At 36.3% G+C, this 19,696-nt stretch carries 18 protein-coding genes and 1 other annotated feature; all 18 genes read left to right on the forward strand.

Features of this window, described 5'->3' with window-relative positions; all coding sequences use genetic code 11:
* Positions 1 to 37 precede the first annotated feature (37 nt).
* Positions 38 to 2,689: a DNA polymerase I gene (gene polA / locus H628_RS0104405; protein WP_027825346.1), complete on the forward strand. Its 2,652-nt coding sequence runs from the start codon at positions 38 to 40 to the stop codon at positions 2,687 to 2,689.
* Positions 2,690 to 2,700: 11 nt separating this feature from the next.
* Positions 2,701 to 3,531 carry a DNA-formamidopyrimidine glycosylase gene (gene mutM / locus H628_RS0104410; RefSeq protein WP_027825347.1) on the forward strand — a complete coding sequence of 277 codons (831 nt, stop codon included), beginning with the start codon at positions 2,701 to 2,703 and terminating at the stop codon, positions 3,529 to 3,531.
* A complete protein-coding gene (coaE, locus tag H628_RS0104415) occupies positions 3,528 to 4,115 on the forward strand; it encodes a dephospho-CoA kinase (RefSeq protein ID WP_027825348.1) in 588 nt (195 codons plus the stop codon). The genes mutM and coaE overlap by 4 nt, the downstream gene beginning before the upstream one ends.
* 3 nt (positions 4,116 to 4,118) lie before the next feature.
* Positions 4,119 to 4,586 carry a transcriptional regulator NrdR gene (gene nrdR / locus H628_RS0104420; protein ID WP_027825349.1) on the forward strand — a complete coding sequence of 156 codons (468 nt, stop codon included), beginning with the start codon at positions 4,119 to 4,121 and terminating at the stop codon, positions 4,584 to 4,586.
* Between the two features lie 5 nt (positions 4,587 to 4,591).
* Positions 4,592 to 5,920, forward strand: a complete 1,329-nt coding sequence (locus H628_RS0104425; RefSeq protein ID WP_027825350.1) for a DnaD domain protein — start codon at positions 4,592 to 4,594, stop codon at positions 5,918 to 5,920.
* 3 nt (positions 5,921 to 5,923) lie between these two features.
* Complete coding sequence (gene dnaI, locus H628_RS0104430; RefSeq protein ID WP_027825351.1) at positions 5,924 to 6,838, forward strand: primosomal protein DnaI; 915 nt, start codon at positions 5,924 to 5,926, stop codon at positions 6,836 to 6,838.
* Positions 6,839 to 6,860: 22 nt separating this feature from the next.
* Positions 6,861 to 8,816, forward strand: a complete 1,956-nt coding sequence (locus tag H628_RS0104435) for a M13 family metallopeptidase (RefSeq protein ID WP_027825352.1) — start codon at positions 6,861 to 6,863, stop codon at positions 8,814 to 8,816.
* 291 nt (positions 8,817 to 9,107) lie between these two features.
* Complete coding sequence (thrS, locus tag H628_RS0104440; protein ID WP_027825353.1) at positions 9,108 to 11,039, forward strand: threonine--tRNA ligase; 1,932 nt, start codon at positions 9,108 to 9,110, stop codon at positions 11,037 to 11,039.
* A gap of 66 nt (positions 11,040 to 11,105) precedes the next feature.
* Positions 11,106 to 11,224, forward strand: a sequence feature (ribosomal protein L20 leader region).
* Positions 11,225 to 11,249: 25 nt separating this feature from the next.
* On the forward strand, positions 11,250 to 11,777 hold the full coding sequence (gene infC / locus H628_RS0104445; RefSeq protein ID WP_081662451.1) for a translation initiation factor IF-3: 528 nt from the start codon (positions 11,250 to 11,252) through the stop codon (positions 11,775 to 11,777).
* A 27-nt stretch (positions 11,778 to 11,804) separates the two neighbouring features.
* Complete coding sequence (gene rpmI, locus H628_RS0104450; protein WP_006584434.1) at positions 11,805 to 12,005, forward strand: 50S ribosomal protein L35; 201 nt, start codon at positions 11,805 to 11,807, stop codon at positions 12,003 to 12,005.
* 45 nt (positions 12,006 to 12,050) lie between these two features.
* Entirely contained in the window at positions 12,051 to 12,407 is a 357-nt protein-coding gene (gene rplT, locus H628_RS0104455) for a 50S ribosomal protein L20 (RefSeq protein ID WP_027825355.1), read from the forward strand.
* 235 nt (positions 12,408 to 12,642) lie between these two features.
* A complete protein-coding gene (adhE, locus tag H628_RS0104460) occupies positions 12,643 to 15,231 on the forward strand; it encodes a bifunctional acetaldehyde-CoA/alcohol dehydrogenase (RefSeq protein WP_027825356.1) in 2,589 nt (862 codons plus the stop codon).
* Between the two features lie 88 nt (positions 15,232 to 15,319).
* Positions 15,320 to 15,850, forward strand: coding sequence for a YqeG family HAD IIIA-type phosphatase (locus H628_RS0104465; RefSeq protein WP_027825357.1), 531 nt, complete (start codon positions 15,320 to 15,322; stop codon positions 15,848 to 15,850).
* The gene (gene yqeH, locus H628_RS0104470) at positions 15,835 to 16,944 is read left to right on the forward strand and encodes a ribosome biogenesis GTPase YqeH (RefSeq protein WP_027825358.1); all 1,110 of its coding nucleotides are present in this window, start codon (positions 15,835 to 15,837) and stop codon (positions 16,942 to 16,944) included. The genes H628_RS0104465 and yqeH overlap by 16 nt, the downstream gene beginning before the upstream one ends.
* 12 nt (positions 16,945 to 16,956) lie before the next feature.
* Complete coding sequence (locus H628_RS0104475) at positions 16,957 to 17,586, forward strand: nicotinate-nucleotide adenylyltransferase (protein WP_027825359.1); 630 nt, start codon at positions 16,957 to 16,959, stop codon at positions 17,584 to 17,586.
* Complete coding sequence (yqeK, locus tag H628_RS0104480; protein ID WP_027825360.1) at positions 17,579 to 18,187, forward strand: bis(5'-nucleosyl)-tetraphosphatase (symmetrical) YqeK; 609 nt, start codon at positions 17,579 to 17,581, stop codon at positions 18,185 to 18,187. The genes H628_RS0104475 and yqeK overlap by 8 nt, the downstream gene beginning before the upstream one ends.
* A 1-nt stretch (position 18,188) precedes the next feature.
* Positions 18,189 to 18,536, forward strand: a complete 348-nt coding sequence (gene rsfS / locus H628_RS0104485; RefSeq protein WP_027825361.1) for a ribosome silencing factor — start codon at positions 18,189 to 18,191, stop codon at positions 18,534 to 18,536.
* 2 nt (positions 18,537 to 18,538) lie between these two features.
* Positions 18,539 to 19,693 (forward strand): nucleotidyltransferase, encoded by a 1,155-nt coding sequence (locus H628_RS0104490; RefSeq protein ID WP_027825362.1) that lies wholly within the window; start codon positions 18,539 to 18,541, stop codon positions 19,691 to 19,693.
* The last annotated feature ends 3 nt before the right edge of the window (positions 19,694 to 19,696 follow it).

The raw sequence follows: 19,696 nt of genomic DNA on the forward strand, positions 1-19,696 counted from the left end.
AATAAATATTTGAATAGATGTTAAGAAGGAGAAAGAAATGGCAGATAAAAAATTACTTTTAATTGATGGAAATTCAGTTGCATTTAGAGCTTTTTATGCCCTTTATCGTCAGTTAGATCGATTTCAAAATCCAGAAGGCTTACATACCAATGCCATTTATGCCTTCAAAAATATGCTTGATGTTATTTTAAAGCAAGAAAAACCTAGCCATGCATTGGTTGCTTTCGATGCTGGCAAAACCACTTTTAGAACCAGAATGTTTAAAGAATATAAGGGAGGCCGTGCAAAAACGCCAAGTGAGTTGTTAGAACAACTACCTTATATTAAAGAATTACTGGCTGATTTAGGAATTAAGTCATATGAACTTCCTGATTATGAAGCTGATGACATTATTGGTACATATTCTAAAAAAGGCCAAGAAGCTGGTTTTCAAGTAGCAATTTTTTCAGGGGATAAAGACTTAACTCAGCTCGCTACCGATAAAGCGACAGTTTATGTGACTAAGTCAGGTGTTACCGACCTTGAAGCATATACCCCTGAACATATGAAAGAAGTAAATGGAGTAACGCCAACTGAATTTATCGATATGAAGGCTCTAATGGGTGATAATTCAGATAATTATCCTGGTGTCACTAAAGTTGGACCTAAGACGGCCTCTAACCTAATTCGAAAATATGGTTCGGTTGAAGGGGTTTATGAGCATCTTGATGATATGAAAAAATCAAAGCTCAAAGAGAATTTAATTAATGACAAAGACAAAGCTTTTTTAGCGAAAAAATTAGCCACAATTAATTGTGAAAGTCCAGTTGAACCAGAGATAGCTGATTTAAAGATTGAAGCAACTAATGTTGAGAAATTGCGTAGCTTCTATGAGCAAATGAATTTTAGACGTTTTTTGGCTGAATTAGATGATTCAGGTTTAGCCAGTGCTAGTGGCGAAGTTGAAGAAAAAAAGGTTGAATACGAAGTTGCAACAGAAAAGACGCAACTACCAGAAGAAGCTGAAATTAGTTTTTATTTGGGGATGTTTGGAGAAAACTATCATACAGCTGACTTTACAGGCTTTAGTCTAAAAATTGGTGAGAAAGTCTATGTTTCAAGTGATGTTAACTTACTTTTAACTAAGCCTTATAAAGAACTACTTGAAGGTAGTTGTCATAAAAACGTCTTTGATTTAAAGAAGACCTTAGTTGGCTTACATCGTCTTGGAATAAAGGCTCAGCATTTAGATTATGATATGTTATTAGCTTCCTACCTAGTTAATAATGAAAATAATAGTAATGACTTAGGTGAGATAGCACATTTATATGACTATTACCAAATTAAATCTGATGTTGACATCTACGGTAAAGGTAAAAAAGCAGCTATTCCTGATGAAGAAATTTTCTTCAATCATTTAGCTAATAAAGTTGTGGCAATTGAGGCGTTAAAGGCAGAATTATTAAAGCGCCTAAAAGAACATGAACAAGATGACTTGTATGAAACTATTGAATTACCAGTCGCCCATGTTTTAGCAAAAATGGAAATTACAGGCCTTAAAACCGAGGCTAGAATTTTAACTGAACAAGGTGCAGAAATTGGTACTAAGTTAATTAAGTTAGAATCGGATATTTATGATTTAGCTGGTGAAAAGTTTAATATTAATTCTCCAAAGCAATTAGGACAAATCTTGTTTGAAAAGATGCAGTTACCTGTAATTAAGAAAACAAAAACCGGCTATTCAACTAGTGTTGATGTTTTAGAGCAGTTAAAATCGCAAGCTCCAATTGTTGAAAAGATTTTACAATATCGCCAGTTAGCTAAGTTACAATCAACTTATATCAAGGGCTTATTAGATGTTATTCAACCTGATGGCCGCGTACATACACGTTACCAGCAAACTTTAACAGCTACTGGACGTCTTTCTTCAGTTGATCCAAACTTACAAAATATTCCAGTTCGCTTGGATGAAGGCAAGAAAATTCGAAAAGCTTTTGTTCCAACTGATAATGATGGCTATATCTTTTCTTGTGACTATTCTCAAGTTGAATTACGGGTGTTGGCCCATGTTTCTGGTGATGAAAATATGCAAGAAGCCTTTAAGACCGGCTATGACATCCACGCTCATACTGCAATGAAGATATTCCACTTAGATTCACCAGATGAAGTAACACCAAACATGCGTCGTCATGCCAAGGCTGTTAACTTTGGTATTGTTTATGGTATTAGTGATTACGGCTTATCTAAAAACTTGGGTATTAGCCGTAAACAAGCTAAAGAATTTATTGATAATTATTTTGAGCAATATCCAAAAATCAAAGATTACATGGATAAAGAAATTAACTTTGCTCGTGAAAATGGATACGTTGAAACAATTATGCATCGTCGACGCTATTTGCCAGACATCCATGCTAAAAACTTTAATGTCCGTTCATTTGCAGAAAGAACCGCAATTAATTCACCAATTCAAGGTGGGGCTGCTGATATTATTAAAATTGCGATGATTAATATGCAAAAAAAACTTGATGAATTGAATTTGAAAACTAAAATGCTAATCCAAGTTCATGATGAGTTAATCTTTGATGTACCAGCTGATGAGTTAGAAACAATTAAAAAGATTGTTCCAGAAGTTATGCAAAATGCAGTTCAACTTGATGTGCCACTTATTGCTGATGCCAATTGGGGACATGACTGGTATGAAGCAAAGTAAGGAGATTTAAAATGCCAGAAATGCCAGAAGTAGAGACTGTGAGAAAGACTTTAGCAGCATTGACTTTAAATAAAAAAATTAAGCATGTAACTGTTTGGTATCCCAATATTATTGATGGTGATAGTCATGATTTTGCCCAAAAGGTTAAGGGGAAGACTATCTTAAAAATTGACCGTTATGCCAAATTTTTATTAATTCGCTTGTCTGATAATTACACGATAGTGTCGCACCTGCGAATGGAGGGAAAATATCATTTAGTTAAGAATAGTACTCCTAAAGATAAACATGATCATGTTGAGTTTAGCTTTAGTGATGGTACTAGTCTTCGTTATAACGACGTCAGAAAATTTGGCAGAATGCAATTAGTTATTACTGGCACTGAACGTAAGGTTACAGGGCTTAGTAAGTTAGGCCCTGAAGCTTTAAGTAGAGAATTTTCGTCAGATTATTTTATTAAGGCACTAAAAAAGAAAAAGAAAAATATCAAAAACACTTTATTAGATCAAACAGTCGTTAGTGGATTAGGAAATATCTATGTTGATGAGTGTTTGTGGCAAGCTAAGATTCATCCGGAAAGTTTAGCAGAGAAAATACCTGCACTCAGCGTAAAACTTTTACATGAAGCAATTAATCAAACAATAGCTGAAGCAATTAAGTTTGGCGGAACAACAGTCCATAGTTTCTTAAATGCAGCTGGAAAAACCGGATTATACCAAGAACACTTAAAGGTGTATGGTCATGCTGGCCAAGCTTGTCCACGTTGCGGTGAAAAACTAAAAAAAATAAAAGTAAATGGTAGAGGGACAACTTTTTGCCCATCTTGTCAAAAGGAGTACAAATGACATTCTTTTTAGGCTTAACTGGAGGGATAGCTTCAGGTAAGAGTACAGCAGATGAAATTTTAAAAGAAAAGGGAATAACAATTGTCGATTGCGATCAAATTGCGCATGAATTATTAGAACCAGGAGCAGAAAATTGGCAGAATATTGAAGGCTTTTTTGGACCTAGCTTCTTTAAGCCTAACGCTGAATTGGACCGCATAAAATTAGGGCAATTTGTTTTCCAAGATAAAACAATGCTAGCCAAATTAAATGAATTGACTCATCCGGCAATTAATCGTGAAGTTGAACGGCAAAAGCAAGCAGCAAAAAGTGACATTTGTGTGGTTGATATGCCACTGCTTTTTGAAAGTGATTCTCAGAATCAGTTTGATGCTACTTTATTAATCTACGTTCCAAAAGAGATGCAAATTCAGCGTTTAATGCAAAGAAATAAATTTACTCAAGAAGAGGCAAATGCAAGAGTTAACAGTCAAATGTCAACTGAAGAAAAATTAAGGCTAGCTACTTATGCAGTTGAAAATACTGGTACAATAGAATCATTAAGTGAAAAGTTAGAAGCTATAATTAAAAAAATAGAGGTGTAAAAAATGCAATGTCCTAATTGTCATAAAAATGCGTCCCGAGTTATTGACTCTCGTCCGACTGATGAAGGAAGAATTATTAGACGCCGAAGAGAATGCGAAAACTGTGGTTTTCGTTTTACTACTTTTGAAAGAGTTGAACAAACTCCTTTGTTGGTTATTAAAAATGATGGTACTAGAGAACCTTTTGATCGCGAAAAGATTTTGCGCGGTGTTGCAGCTGCAGCTCAAAAGCGCCCTGTAACAAGTGATCAATTAGATAAAATTACTGATAATGTTGAAAACAAGGTGCGTAAGCAAGGTGTTAGTGAAATTTCATCAAAAGAAATTGGTGAATATGTGATGAATGAATTGGTTAACGTCGATGATGTTGCTTATATTAGATTTGCAAGTATTTACCGTCAGTTCCAAGATATTTCAGGTTTCATGAAGACGATGAAAGATATCATGGATAAACACGAGCAAACGAAGTGAGTTAAATGTACGAATCAGCAGATCCTAAGTTGACATATTTTGTCTTAAATCGAGTTGATTTATCGCTCAAGCAAGATAAAATCTTGACCAGTTTATATCAGCCAATTATTGGTCCAGTTGCGGTGGCACTTTATTATACTTTGATGCATGATTATCGGCATGTTCCACTAAAAAGTCAGGGAAAGCGTTTATATCAATTACAAGAAATACTAGATATCAATCTAAAGGAACTTTTTTCAAGCCTACATAAGCTTGAGGCAAGCGGGTTGGTTAAAACCTATCATGGTCAAATGTTAGGTGTAGGTGACTATTTAGCCTTTGAATTAGTTGATGTGGCATCAAGTAAGCAATTCTTTAATACTTTATTATTGAGTAGTTTACTTTTAGAAAAGGTAGGGGCTACAACTTTTGAAAATTTGGCTAAAGAGTTTGATTCAAAGCTTCCAGGTTTTGTTGCTGAAGCTAAAAATGTTTCAGCTAGCTTTTTTGATGTTTTCCATCTCTCAGCTGAAAAAGCAATTAATCCCGATCAAAAGGTTTTAGAAGTAGCGCAAAATCAGGTTGAAAATACAGCTGATTTTCCAACTAAAGTAAAGCAATATGACTGGGATTTCATCAAAGACTTATTTAAGCATTATGGGATTAGCGGAAATGAAGTAGATAGTCACGCTAGTGAAATCAGCCAGTTAATGCAATTTTATAGTATAGGTGAACAAGACTTTGTGAATCTTGCTGCTCAAGCAATTGTTCCTGGTCAAGATAAGCTTAATATTAAGCAAATTCAATTCATTTTAAATAATCATGCCAGTCAGACAACTAGTCAAAAGCAGATTGCACAAGCATTTTCACGTGAAGTTAAGCCCCAAGTATCTTTGAATGATAGTGAACAAGAGTTGCTAAAACAAGCTAAAGGCTTAACCCCTCTTAAATTTCTAGAGAAGTTAAAGGCAGAAAAGGGTGGCTTTACCACATACAATGAACGTAATGTTTTACGTCGTTTGCAAATGAATTATCACTTGCCAGATGCTTGGTTAAATATTCTAATCAAAACATGTTTAGATTATGATTCTGTTTTATCAGATAATATTGCTGGTAGAATTGCTAACTCCTGGTTGCAACATCAAGTTACTACACCTGAGTCTGCACTTGAATTTACTCGTAAGTGGCAAAAAGGACGTAATCAGAAATCTTACAAGCAAAAACGAGTAGAGCAAGGAACAGACTGGAAAAAGAAACTTGCACAAGATAAGTCCAACAAGAATAGTAGCGGTAATGATGACCAAGAGTTATCAGAAATAATGAAAAACTTACAAAAATTTGATCCAAAGGACTAATTTATGGAAAAGATAAATGATTTACTTAGTACGGCCTTTGATAAAAGAGCTAAAGATAAGGCGATTGATAGTAAAGCCTTAATTAATGAAGCTCTAAAAGATCCAGACGTTGTAGCCTTTATTAATCAAAATAAAGTTTCAAAAGATATTATTCTTTCAAGTTTGAATAATATCTTTCAATTTCATCAGCAAAAGCAAGCGGCAAAAACAGGGAAGAATCCAATTCCAGGTTACTTACCTCGACTTGTTTTACATGGAAGAACAATTGATTTAAGTTATGTTCCAACAAGTCAAAAGAGTAAAGAATTGCTTAAACAAAAGGCAAGTAGACATTTAGAATTAATTGACGTTCCTAAGCGCTATCGTAACGTTACTAGCAAAGACATTTACGTAGTTAGTGAGCGCAAAGATGCTATGGCGGCAATTAATAATTTCTTGACTGAAATTCAGACTAAAGATTATAGCCAAGGACTTTACCTCCAAGGTGACTTCGGTGTAGGAAAAACTTATTTATTAGCTTGGCTTGCACGCGCTTTAGCTGAAATGGGGAAAAAGGTTATCTTTTTACATACTCCTAGTTTTTTCGCTAATTTGAGTACTCATATTAAAGAACAAAATCTTGATGAAGAAATCAACCGCATTAGTCAGGCAGATATTTTGATTCTTGATGATATTGGCGCTGAAAGTCTATCTCAGTGGTCAAGGGATGATGTCTTAGGGGTTATTTTGCAATATCGGATGGACAATCTTTTACCTACTTTCTTTAGCTCTAATTTAAGTTTTGATGATTTGGAAAAGCATTTTGAAGAAACTCGTAATAATATTGAGCCAGTTAAGGCTAAGCGCTTGATGCAACGCATTAAGTTTTTAGGCAAAGAAGTAGATGTTGGTGGTAAAAATCTTCGTTTAGATGATTAATTGTAGGAATGGAGATATGATTATGAGACGTTTTATGCAGGTTCGCGGTGGTGCTGGCGATTTAACTAAAGCAGATGTTAATGCTAGTCCAAAGGATAATTTATATTTAGCTGTTAATTCAACATGGCAAAAAGATGCTGTCATTCCTGAAGACCGAACTGAAATTGGGGTAAACACCGAAATTGATATGCGAATTGAAAAACGCATGAAAGATGATCTTGAAGCTTTGATAGCCGGCAAAGAAGACGTAAATAGTGTACCTAATTTGGCTAAGGCAGTTGCTTTTTATCAAGTGGCGCTAAATCTTGATAAGAGAAATGCTGACAAGACTTTGCCAATTCAAAAGGATTTACATGAGTTATTGGACTTAAAAAATTTCTCTGCTTTTAATACCTTAGCTTCCAAGAATTTAACTCAAATTCTCAATTCAGCAGTAATATTGCCATTTGCCTTTGAAGTCGATACGGATATGAAAGATACTCAAAAGCATGCCTTATACTTTGCTGGACCAGGTACATTCTTACCTGATACTACTTCATACAAGTCACCTGATGCTGAAAAGTTATTAGATATTTTAGCTAAACAAACTGAAAAAATACTTGAAATGGCCGGTGTTTCAAAAGAAGAAGCCAAGAACTTGGTCAAAGATGGTTTAGCTTTTGATCAAAAGCTAGCACAAGTTGTAAAGTCAACTGAAGAATGGTCTGATTATCCAGCTTGCTATAACCCATTAGCTCTTGATGAATTCTTAAGTAAGTTTAAGTCATTTACTATTAAGACTTATCTTGAAAACTTACTAGAGAAATTACCAGAACGGGTTATTGTTATGGAACCTCGCTATTTAGATAAAATTGAAGCCTTATTCAATCCTGATAATTTCGCTCAAATTAAGGGCTGGATGGTAATGAAGTTTATTAATAATAGTGCTAGATTTCTTTCTCAGGAAATGCGAGAGGCTTCTTTCCCATTCAGTCAGGCAATTAGTGGGATGGCTGAATTGCCTTCAGTTCAAAGACAAGCCTACTATTTAACTAATGGCTTCTTTGATGAAGTTTTAGGTGTCTTTTATGGTCAAAAGTATCTAGGTAAAGCAGCTAAGGCTGATATTACTCAGATGATTAAGCAAATGATCAAGGTGTACGAAGACCGAATTCAAAATAATACTTGGCTTTCACAAGCAACCAAGGACAAGGCAATTGTTAAGTTAAATGCCTTAGTTTTAAAGATTGGCTATCCAGAAAAATTAGAAGCAATTTATGATGAATTAGCAGTTGATCCTGAATTAAGTCTTTACGAAAATGAAAAGAAATGCACCCTTATTAAGGCTAAATATCAATTAGCTAAGTTATTTAAGCCAGTTAACCGCAATACTTGGCTCATGCCAGGTAACATGAATAATGCTTGCTATGACCCACAAAGAAACGACATAACTTTCCCTGCCGGGATTTTGCAGGCACCATTTTATGACTTAAAGCAAAGTCGCTCTGCTAACTATGGCGGAATCGGGGCGACTATTGCACATGAAATTTCACACGCTTTTGACAACAATGGTGCTAAATTTGACGAACTAGGTAATTTAACTAATTGGTGGACTAAACAAGACTTCGATGAGTTTGAAAAGCGGACCCAAGCTGCAGTCGACTTATATGATGGCGTTCAATATGGTCCAAGTAAATTAAATGGTAGACAGATTGTTGCTGAAAACATTGCTGACTTAGGTGGTTTAACTTGTGCAATTCAAGCCAATAAACTGGAAAATGGCAACATGAAAGAGCTATTTGAAAATTATGCTCGTTCATGGGCTCAACTTCAGCGTCCAGCAGCTATTAAGACTGAAGTTAGTGTTGATGTGCATGCACCACAACCTACTAGAGTTAACTTGCCAGTTCAATGTCAGCCAGAATTTTATGAAACTTATCAAGTAAGTCAAAATAACGGCATGTGGCTTGATCCTGATAAGCGAGTTGAAATTTGGTAGCAAGAATTTAACTAAAAGACTTGCATCATATTTTTGACGGGGTATAATTTTTCTTAGATAAAAGACATGATGCTATTTGTCTCAGAGAGAGGGGCCTAGTTCTGAAAGCCCCCATTAAAATAGCACCCCACCTTTTTTCTTGAAGATGTTAATAAACTTGGTTTGATCCCAATATCGATCTATTTGAGAGCGTATTTTTTGTACGCTAAATTTGGGTGGAACCACGATAATATTCGTCCCAGCGTGAGATTTTCTCATGCTGGGGCTTTTTTTGTTTCCGGAGGTTTTTAGATGAGTTTTTCAATTACTTTACCAGACGGCTCAAAGAAAGACTTTGATCAAGCCGTTTCAGTATTAGATTTAGCTAAGGGTATTTCTACTTCTCTTGGTAAGGCTGCGGTAGCTGCAAAAGTTGATGGAGAAGTTAAGTCAGTAAACTTCATGCTTGAAAAAGATAGTGAAGTTGCAATTTTGACTGATAAAGATGAAGAAGGTTTGGCAGTTTTACGTGATACTGTTGCTTTCTTACTTGAAGCAGCAGCTCAAGCTAAGTACCCAGAACTTCGCTTAGGTGAACATGAAGCAAATGAAGATGGCTTCTTCGTAGATACTGACAAAGAAGATCAAATTAAGGTAACTGAATTACCAGAATTAGAAAAGGCAATTGCTAAGTTAATTAAGAATGGTCAAGCAATTGAACCAGTTATGGTTAAGAAGAGTGAACTTGAAGCTCAATTTAAGAATGACCCATTTAAGATGGAACTTCTTAAGAGCGAAGGCGATGAAGTTGCTGCCTTCAAGATGGGTGACTTTGTCGACTTTGGCTTTGCTGCATTATTACCAAACTCAGGTAAGGTAAAGCACTTCAAGTTATTATCAGTAGCTGGTGCTTACTGGCAAGGTAAGAGTTCTAACCCAATGCTTCAAAGATTATTCGGTACCGCCTTCTTTAAGGAAGCAGATCTTGAAGCAGACCTTAAGCGTCGTGCCGAAATTAAGGAACGTGACCACAGAACTATCGGTCGTGACCTTGACCTCTTCTTTGTAGATCCTAAGGTTGGTGCAGGTCTTCCTTACTGGATGCCAAAGGGTGCAACTATTCGTCGCGTTATTGAACGTTACATCATCGATAAAGAATTAGCTGATGGTTACCAACACGTATACACCCCAGTTTTGATGAACCTTGATGCTTACAAGACTTCAGGCCACTGGGCACACTACCGTGAAGACATGTTCCCACCAATGGATATGGGTGATGGCGAAATGCTTGAATTACGTCCTATGAACTGTCCAAGCCACATTCAAGTTTACAAGCACCACATTCGTTCATACCGTGAATTACCAATCAGAATTGCTGAACTTGGTATGATGCACCGTTATGAAAAATCAGGTGCCCTTTCAGGTCTTCAACGTGTACGTGAAATGACTTTGAACGATGGTCACACATTTGTAGCATTAGAACAAGTTCAAGAAGAATTTGCTAAGATTTTGAAGTTAATCATGGATGTATACAAGGACTTTGACATTACTGATTACTACTTCAGATTGTCATACCGTGATCCAAAGAACACTGACAAGTACTTTGCAAATGACGAAATGTGGGAAAGAAGTCAAAAGATGCTTAAGGGCGCTATGGATGACTTAGGCCTTGACTACGTTGAAGCAGAAGGTGAAGCAGCATTCTACGGTCCTAAGCTTGATATCCAAACTAAGACTGCCTTGGGTAACGATGAAACTATGTCAACTATCCAACTTGACTTCATGCTTCCAGAAAGATTTGACTTGTCATACGTTGGTCAAGATGGCGAAGAACACCGTCCAGTTATGATTCACCGTGGTATTGTTGGTACTATGGAAAGATTCATTGCTTACTTGACTGAAATCTACAAGGGTGCTTTCCCAACTTGGCTTGCACCAGAACAAGTTGAAATTATCCCAGTTAACTTAGATGCTCATGGTGAATACGCTAAGAAGGTTCGTGATGAATTACTTAAGCGCGGCTTCAGAGCAGAAGTTGACTTTAGAAATGAAAAGATGGGTTACAAGATTCGTGAATCTCAAACTCAAAAGGTACCTTACACTTTAGTATTAGGTGACGATGAAATGAACAGTAACGCTGTAAACGTTCGTCCTTACGGTACTGAAAAGCAAGAATCAATGAGCTTAGATCAATTTATCAATGAATTACAAGCTGATGTAGATTCATATTCAAGAGAAAAGTAATCAATATTTGAAATTAATTTAGAACTTGACTGGTATAGCTTGATAAAGTATAATGTTTAACTAGTTGAGAACAAGAAGAAGCTCCCGCTTCTCGCCTAAGTTAAAGATAAAACCTCTAGGCTAATCGATAATTTCTGTTGATTAAAGGCGGGTTGTTTTATCCATACCCGCTTTTTTCTTGTCCTCAAATTAACATGGAGGTGAATCGTTATACCACGGAATTTAATTTTGAACGAAAGTATTCGCGCACGCGAAGTTCGTTTGATTGGCGAAGATGGTGAACAAATTGGTGTCGTTTCTAAAAACGAAGCCTTAAACCAAGCAGCCGATGCAGATTTAGATTTAGTACTTATCTCACCAAATGCTAAGCCACCAGTAGCTCGCATTATGGACTATGGTAAGTATCGCTTCGAACAACAAAAGAAGCTTAAGGAATCACGTAAGAAGTCAAAGACTGTTAGTGTTAAGGAAATCCGTTTAAGTCCAACTATTGAAGGTAACGACTTCGACACTAAGTTGAACCATGTTCGAAAGTTCTTAAGCAAAGAGGGCGCAAAAGTACGCGTTTCTATTCGCTTTAGAGGTCGAGCAATCACTCATACTGAATTAGGACTTGAAGTATTAGAGAAGATGGCAGAAGCAACTAAGGATATTGCTAATGTTACTGCTAAACCTAAGATGGAAGGCAGAAGTATGTTCTTAATGCTTGCTCCTAAGAGTGAAAAGGATAAGAAGTAAAAAACTTGTTAATTGGAGGAAATAAACATGCCTAAACAAAAAACACACCGCGCTTCAGCTAAGCGTTTCAAGAGAACTGGTAATGGTGGTTTAAAGCGTCATCACGCATTTACTGGTCACCGTTTCCACGGTAAGACTAAGAAGCAACGTCGTCATTTGAGAAAAGCTGCAATGGTTTCACGCAGTGACTTAAAGCGCATCAAGCAAATGCTTTCCCAAATGCGTTAATAACATTTTTTTGAAATACAGATAGCGAATTAGGAGGAATTTCAGATGCCAAGAGTTAAAGGTGGTACTGTTACACGTAAACGTCGTAAAAAGATTTTAAAGCTTGCCAAGGGTTACCGTGGTTCAAAGCACTTGCAATTTAAAGCAGCAAGTACTCAATTATTTGTTTCATACAAGTATGCATTCCGTGACCGTCGTAAGCGTAAGAGCGAATTTAGAAAGTTATGGATTGCTCGTATTAACGCAGCAGCTCGTCAAAACGATCTTTCATACAGCAAGTTAATGCACGGTTTGAAGGTTGCTGGTGTTGACATCAACCGTAAGATGTTAGCTGACATTGCTTACAACGACGAAAAGACTTTTGCTGAATTAGCAGCTACTGCTAAGAAGGCTTTAAACTAAGAATTAGTTCTTAGATGAGACCAAGATTAAATTCTTGGTCTTTTTTATTACTTTGCATGTGAAATACTGAACTATGCAAAATATATTGATAGCGCTTACGGTATTGAGAGGGTAGAAGTTGATAATAAAAGCTTTATCGTGAAAAAATAACAAGGATAAATAGCTATTTACAAGAGCTCTTGGATAGAACTATACTCATCTTGTAAAAAGATTCACATAGTAGGAGGATCTATTCATGGTACTAGCAAAAAAAGTTGTAAATGAAGCTTTATCTATTAATGAGGTAATCGATGGATATGTAAAAAAAGCCCACAAGGCTTTAGATGTTTTAGCAAACTTTGATCAAGACCAAGTTGATAAAATTTGTGAGGCAATTGCGATAGCTGGAGAACAAAATAACTATGCTTTGGCAGAAATGGCGGTTGCAGAAACTGGACGTGGTGTTGTTGAGGACAAGGCAATTAAGAATATGTTTGCCACCGAAAATATTTGGAATTCTTTGCGACACGAAAAAACAGTTGGTGTAATCAATGAAGATCCTGAAAAACAATTAACTGAAATCGCTGAGCCAGTTGGAGTTATTGCAGGAGTTACACCGGTAACTAATCCAACTTCAACCGTCTTTTTCAAGGCAATGATTGCTTTAAAGACAAGAAATACTATTATTTTTGGATTTCACCCTCAAGCTCAACACTGTTGTGTTAAGACCGCTGAAATTATCCGTCAAGCAGCTGTTAAAGCAGGTGCACCTAAAGATTGTATTCAATGGATTGAACATCCAAGTATTGAAGCCACAAATGCACTAATGACTCATCCAGATGTTCAAATGATCTTGGCTACTGGTGGACCTGGGATGGTCAAAGCAGCTTATTCTTCAGGTAAACCAGCGATTGGGGTTGGCCCTGGTAATGGACCTTCCTATATCGAAGCTAGTGCAAATATTAAGAGAGCTGTTTATGACATAGTTTTATCTAAGACTTTTGATAATGGTATGGTTTGTGCCTCTGAAAATAGTGTTGTAGTTGATAGTTCAATTTATGATCAAGTTAAGGCTGAATTTAAGAAGTGGAACTGTTATTTCCTCAAAAAGAGTGAAATTAAGCCATTTACTTCTAAGTTTATCGATCCTAAACGCGGAACAGTAGCGGGTCCAATCGCAGGTAAGAGTGCTTGTGAAATTGCTAGATTATGTGGCTTAACTGTTCCTGCAAAAACCAAAGTTTTGATTGCCGAATACCAAGGAGTAGGTCCTAAGTATCCATTATCTGCTGAGAAATTATCTCCAGTCTTCACTTTGTATAAGGCCAAGGATCATCAAGATGCGATAAATATTTGTAGTCAATTACTTGATTACGGTGGTCGTGGTCATACAGCTGGAATTCACACAGCAAATCAAGAATTGATTAAAGAATTCTCAATGAAAATGTCGGCTTGCAGAATCTTAGTTAATACTCCAGCTGCTCTTGGTGGAGTGGGAGATTTGTATAATAACTTAATGCCGTCATTAACTTTAGGGACTGGATCATATGGTGCGAATGCATTATCACATAATGTAAGTGCTAAGGACTTATTAAATATAAAGACGGTTGCGATTAGACGTGATAATATGCAATGGGTTAAAGTTCCAAAAAAGACATATTTTGAACATAATGCTGCAAATTATTTGCGTCACATGCCAAATGTCTCACGCTTTTTCATTGTGACAGATAAGACAGTGGCTGATACTTTTGGCAATCAAATTACGGATATCATTTCGAGTCGTCGCGGTGAAAAGAGTTATGAAATTTTTGAAGCAGTTAATCCAGATCCAGATTCTGCAGTGGTTCAAGATGGGGTTCATCGAATGAAAATCTTTAAACCTGATGTTATCTTGGCTATCGGTGGCGGTAGTGTGATGGATGCTGCCAAGGCAATGAGACTCTTTTATGAAGACCCATCAATGACTTTTGAAGATAGCTATCAAAAATTCTTAGATATTAGGAAGCGGACAGTACGCTTCCCAAAGGATAATGCGATACAGCTAGTATGTATTCCAACAACTTCAGGTTCAGGTTCAGAAGTTTCTCCATTTGCGATTATCAAAGATAATAAGACTGGGGTTAAACGTTCTTTATGTGACTATTCATTGAGCCCAGATGTTGCAATTGTAGATGATCAATTTGTTCAAACTCTGCCAGAAAATTTAATTGCTAATGCTGGCTTTGAAGCATTAGCACATGCAATTGAATCATATGTATCAACGATGGCCACTGATTTTACTCGTGGCTGGTCAATGGAAGCTGCAAGATTAATCTTTGACAATTTGGAAAAGTCTTATCATGGTGATTTGGCAGCCAGAAGTAGAATGCACAATGCTGCAACGCTAGCAGGGATGGCATATGGTAATGCCTTCTTAGGAGTGGGTCATGCGATTGCTCACACTTTAGCTTCGCATTTTAACTTACCAAGTGGCGTTAGTGATATCTTGGTTTTACCAGCTGTAATTAAGTTTAATAGTCAAAGACCTGAAAAATTAGCTATGTGGCCACATTATGCTACTTATCGCGCAGATGAAGACTATGCTCGTTTGGCTCGCGATTTAGGAGTAACTGGGAAGAATCAAGCAGAATTAATTAATGGCTTATGTGAGAAGATAAGCCACTTAGCAAATAATCTTGATATTAGCATGAAGCTAAAAGATTATGGTGTAAGTGCTAGTGAATATCAAAAAGCTCTAAACCAGTTAGCTCTTGAAGCATATGGCGATCAAAATACGGTTACTAATCCAAGTGCAATGCAAGTTAGTGAAATCAAAGAATTGTTAAATAATATTTACCAAGCTTAGTTAATTTTCTAGTGTCCCGGGTCTCTCTTTGTTGAGACCTGGGGCATTTTTTCTTATAATAGTAGTAACTAAAATAGGAGTGTTTAGATTGCTTTTTCGACCTAATTACACAATTGATACAATTTATCATTTAGACCCCAATAAGTTAAAAGAGATGGGGATTAAGGCGGTTTTTTCTGATTTAGACAATACTTTACTAGCCTGGAATATTAAAGATAGTTCAGAAGAGATGGCCAAGTTTAACCAAAAGTTAGCTCAAGCAGGAATCGAATTAATCGTAATTTCGAATAATAATGAGCAACGAGTTGGCCAAGCTTTGGATCCCTTTAAGATTAAGTTTTGGGCTAAAGCTAGAAAGCCACTTCCAATTGGAATAAATCATGCTTTAAAGCATTATCACTTGAAGCAAGACCAAGTTTTGATGGTTGGCGATCAATTAATTACTGATATGCAAGCTGGTAATTTAGCAGGTGTAAAGACAGTTTTAGTTAAGCCATTAGTTGAAACTGATAAATGGAACACTAGAATAAATCGTTTTTTTGAAAAAATAATTTTCTTCTTTTTGAACTTAAAAAAGAAGGTTGTATTTAAGGAGAGCTTAGAATGGATGAAGAATTAAGATGTATTGGTTGTGGGGCGGTTTTACAAAGTGATAATGAAGATGCAGCAGGCTTTTTGCCCCAAAGTGCACTAACCAAGGCCCTAAATAGTGATGATCAAGAAGTATATTGCAAACGTTGTTTTCGTCTGCGGCACTACAATGAGATTATGCCAGTAGAACTTAATAATGATGACTTTTTGAGTTTATTAAATAGTTTGAGTACTAAAAAGGCCTTAGTTGTAAATGTAGTTGATGTTTTTGATTTCAATAATTCATTAATATCTTCTCTTAAAAGATTTGTCGGCAACAATGACTTTATCTTAGTTGGTAACAAAATCGACCTTTTCCCATTAAATTCGAAAGAATCTAAAATCAAAGATTGGATGCGCCAAGAAGCAAATCGTATGGGGTTATACCCTAAAGACATCTTCTTAATTAGTGCTGCTAAAAAGCGGAATTTGACTGATTTAATTAAGTACTTAGATCGAAATTCTCAAGATCAAGATGTCTACTTTGTAGGAACTACTAATGTTGGTAAGTCAACTTTAATCAATGCGATTATTGACGAGATGGGGGATGTAGAGAATTTAATTACAACTTCACGCTTCCCTGGAACAACTCTTGACCAAATAAAAATTCCGCTAGATAATGGACACTTCTTAGTTGATACTCCCGGAATTATGACCCAAAAACAATTAGCTAGTTACTTAGATAAGCAAGATTTGGACTTAATTGCTCCTAAGAAACCGCTAAAACCAGCTACTTATCAGTTAAATAGCGGTCAAACATTATTCTTAGCAGGTTTAGGTCGAATTGATTATGTTGCTGGTGAAAAGACTAGTTTTACCGTTTATGTAGCAAGAGATTTATATGTTCACCGAACTAAAACTGAAAATGCAGATGCATTTTATGAAAAACATAAAGGAGATTTATTGACCCCACCAAGGGGTAATGAGAACTTGCCTGCAATGCATAAGCAAACCTATCATCCTGAAGTCAAGAGTGACTTGCTATTTGGTGGCATCGGTTTTGTTACCATTCCTGCAGGAGTAGTTGTTAATACCTATTTACCTGGAGGGATTGGCCAAGGTATTCGGCGAGCATTAATTTAAGAGGTGGCAAAAATGGAATGCATGCTTGAAAATAAGCCTAAAGTGAAGGCAGAGGAGTTAAAAAATGTTTCTGGTAAACAAATTGGGATTATGGGTGGTACTTTTAACCCAGTCCATATTGCCCATTTGGTTGCAGCTGAACAAGTCTTAACAAAGTTACATTTAGATGAAGTATGGTTTATTCCAGACAATATTCCTCCTCATAAAGAATTAGCACTAAAAACGCCGGCACAAGATCGGGCTAATATGCTGGAATTAGCTACTAAAGATAACCCCAAGTTTAAGGTAATGTTATTGGAATTGTACCGTGGTGGAATTTCATATACAATTGATACGATGCGCTTTTTGAAAAAAGAGGCTCCGGAAAATAATTATTACTTAATTATGGGAAGCGACCAGGTTAATAGTTTCCATACTTGGAAAGATGCAGATGAATTAGCGCGTTTAGCTACTTTAGTCGGAATTAGACGCCCAGGATATCCACAAGAGCCCCATTATCCATTAATCTGGGTTGATGCACCTGATATTCGCCTGTCTTCAACGGCAATTAGACAAGCTATTAAGACTGGAACTTCAGTTAGATATCTAGTCCCAGACTCAGTACGAAAATATATTGAAGAAAAGGGGCTATATCTTGACTGATTTGGTTTTTAAGAAGACTTATTCAACTTTGTCTAGTGAAGAATTAATTGCTAAAGAAAAATCAAATATGGATGAACAACGTTTCCAGCACTGCATCGGTGTTTCAGAGACGGCAAGAAAGTTAGCTAGACTCAATCATTACGATGAAGAAAAGGCTGCGTTAGCGGGTTTTATTCATGATTATGCTAAGCAAGTTCCAGTTGAAGAATTTATCGCAGCTATTAAAGATCCTGCAAATGGTTTTGATCAAGATTTACTTAACTGGAATCGGGCTATTTGGCATGGAATTGTTGGTAGTCACTTTATTGAACGTGATTTAAAGATTAGTGATGATGAAATTTTAACTGCGATTAAGCGTCACACAACTGCTGATGTTACCATGACAACATTAGATAAAATTGTTTTTGTGGCTGATTTTATTGAACCTCACCGCGATTTTCCAGGAGTTGAAACAGCGCGCAAAGTTGCCTTTGCTAACTTAGATGATGGTGTTGGTTTTGAATTAGCTCATACTTTGGAATTTTTGGTAAAGCAGCGAGCTAAGATTTATCCTAAAACAATTGCAGCTTATAACGTTTGGAGTATTAAAAAGGAGAATTAATTTGAATAGCGAAAAATTATTAGATATTACTTTGGATGCGATTAGTGACCGTCATGGTGAAGCAACCGAAGCTTATGACATGCGTGGAGTAAGTATTTTAGCAGACTTTTATGTTGCAACGAGTGCAAGCAGCAACCGTCAACTTCATGCCTTGGTTAATAGTATTTTAGATAAGGTTAGGGAAAATGATTATCATGATTACCGCGTTGAAGGTACTCGTGATTCAAACTGGCTTTTAGTCGACTTGGGGGATGTTGTGGTTAACATCTTTACCGAAGATGCTCGTGACTTTTATGGCCTTGAAACTCTTTGGTCTGCTGGTAAAAAGCTCGATTTACCTGAGGAATAGTAATGGCTGTTTCAGGAATTATTGCTGAATATAATCCATTTCATTCGGGCCATGAATTTTTGTTAAATCAAGCTCGCATGGCTGCTGGTGAAGATCCAGTGATTGTCATTATGTCAGGTAACTACGTTCAGCGCGGTGAAATGGCGATTACTGATAAGTGGACGAGAGCAAAATATGCCTTGATGAGTGGCGCTGATTTAGTATTTGAATTACCATTTGCATATGCAGTTGAACCAGCTGATATTTTTGCAGAAGGTAGTATGGAAATACTAAGTAAATTAGGTGTCGAAAATCTAGTCTTTGGCGTCGAAGATGCTAATTTGAATTTTACTTATTTAGGACAAAGAATTGCTGAAATACCTAAAGGTAAAATGGATTTTAAGGACTATTCTCAAACCTACTCAACGCAATATAATCAAATGGTTGCGCGTGAAGTTGGGCGTGAGGTGAATGAACCTAATATTATTTTGGCATTGGCTTATGCAGTTGCTAACAGTAAATTAAAAAATCCCATGACTTTTACTCCTATAACTAGAATTGGAGCAAATCATGATGACTTATTATCACGTGAACGTGTTGTACAAAGCGCTAGTGCAATTCGAAATTATTTACTAAATAAGCCAGACTTAGAGACACTTGAGGAGTGGCTACCTAAGGCAGAAGCAGAATTTTTAATTAAGCAAAACTGTTATCCTAATTGGAATTTACTTTTTGATTTTTTGAAATATCGAATTGAATCTTCAAGCTTATCTGAATTAAGACAAATCTATCAAATGAGTGAAGGCCTTGAATTCAAAATTAAGCATGAAATTCACTCAGCTTATGACTTTACCGACTTTTTAAGAAGGGTAAAATCTAAGCGTTATACTTATTCTCGCTTGCGTCGTTTATCCTTGTATACCTTACTCAATATCACTCAAAGTGATATTGATACTGCTAGAAGTGAAATTAGTACCACTTTATTAGGCTATAGTAAACGAGGGAGAAATTATCTTAAATACTTGCGTAAGCATGCAGAGATTCCAATCGTTTCAAAAGTGGATCAAAAGAATTCTAAATTTGGTAGTCTAGCTTTAGATGTCCGTGTTGATCGGTTATTTGAACAAATTATTGGCGTTGACCAGAACTTTGGTCGCCGTCCTAGTGAGGTGAAATAAATT

The sequence above is a fragment of the Lactobacillus psittaci DSM 15354 genome, assembly GCF_000425905.1.
GTDB classification, from domain to species: domain Bacteria; phylum Bacillota; class Bacilli; order Lactobacillales; family Lactobacillaceae; genus Lactobacillus; species Lactobacillus psittaci.

Coding starts and splice junctions, on each gene's coding strand:
- H628_RS0104435 (WP_027825352.1), top strand. CDS start 6,861: ATGAGACGTTTTATGCAGGTTCGCGGTGGTGCTGGCGATTTAACTAAA.
- adhE (WP_027825356.1), top strand. CDS start 12,643: ATGGTACTAGCAAAAAAAGTTGTAAATGAAGCTTTATCTATTAATGAG.
- H628_RS0104490 (WP_027825362.1), top strand. CDS start 18,539: ATGGCTGTTTCAGGAATTATTGCTGAATATAATCCATTTCATTCGGGC.
- nrdR (WP_027825349.1), top strand. CDS start 4,119: ATGCAATGTCCTAATTGTCATAAAAATGCGTCCCGAGTTATTGACTCT.
- H628_RS0104425 (WP_027825350.1), top strand. CDS start 4,592: ATGTACGAATCAGCAGATCCTAAGTTGACATATTTTGTCTTAAATCGA.
- mutM (WP_027825347.1), top strand. CDS start 2,701: ATGCCAGAAATGCCAGAAGTAGAGACTGTGAGAAAGACTTTAGCAGCA.
- thrS (WP_027825353.1), top strand. CDS start 9,108: ATGAGTTTTTCAATTACTTTACCAGACGGCTCAAAGAAAGACTTTGAT.
- dnaI (WP_027825351.1), top strand. CDS start 5,924: ATGGAAAAGATAAATGATTTACTTAGTACGGCCTTTGATAAAAGAGCT.
- yqeH (WP_027825358.1), top strand. CDS start 15,835: ATGGATGAAGAATTAAGATGTATTGGTTGTGGGGCGGTTTTACAAAGT.
- coaE (WP_027825348.1), top strand. CDS start 3,528: ATGACATTCTTTTTAGGCTTAACTGGAGGGATAGCTTCAGGTAAGAGT.
- rplT (WP_027825355.1), top strand. CDS start 12,051: ATGCCAAGAGTTAAAGGTGGTACTGTTACACGTAAACGTCGTAAAAAG.
- polA (WP_027825346.1), top strand. CDS start 38: ATGGCAGATAAAAAATTACTTTTAATTGATGGAAATTCAGTTGCATTT.
- H628_RS0104475 (WP_027825359.1), top strand. CDS start 16,957: ATGGAATGCATGCTTGAAAATAAGCCTAAAGTGAAGGCAGAGGAGTTA.
- rpmI (WP_006584434.1), top strand. CDS start 11,805: ATGCCTAAACAAAAAACACACCGCGCTTCAGCTAAGCGTTTCAAGAGA.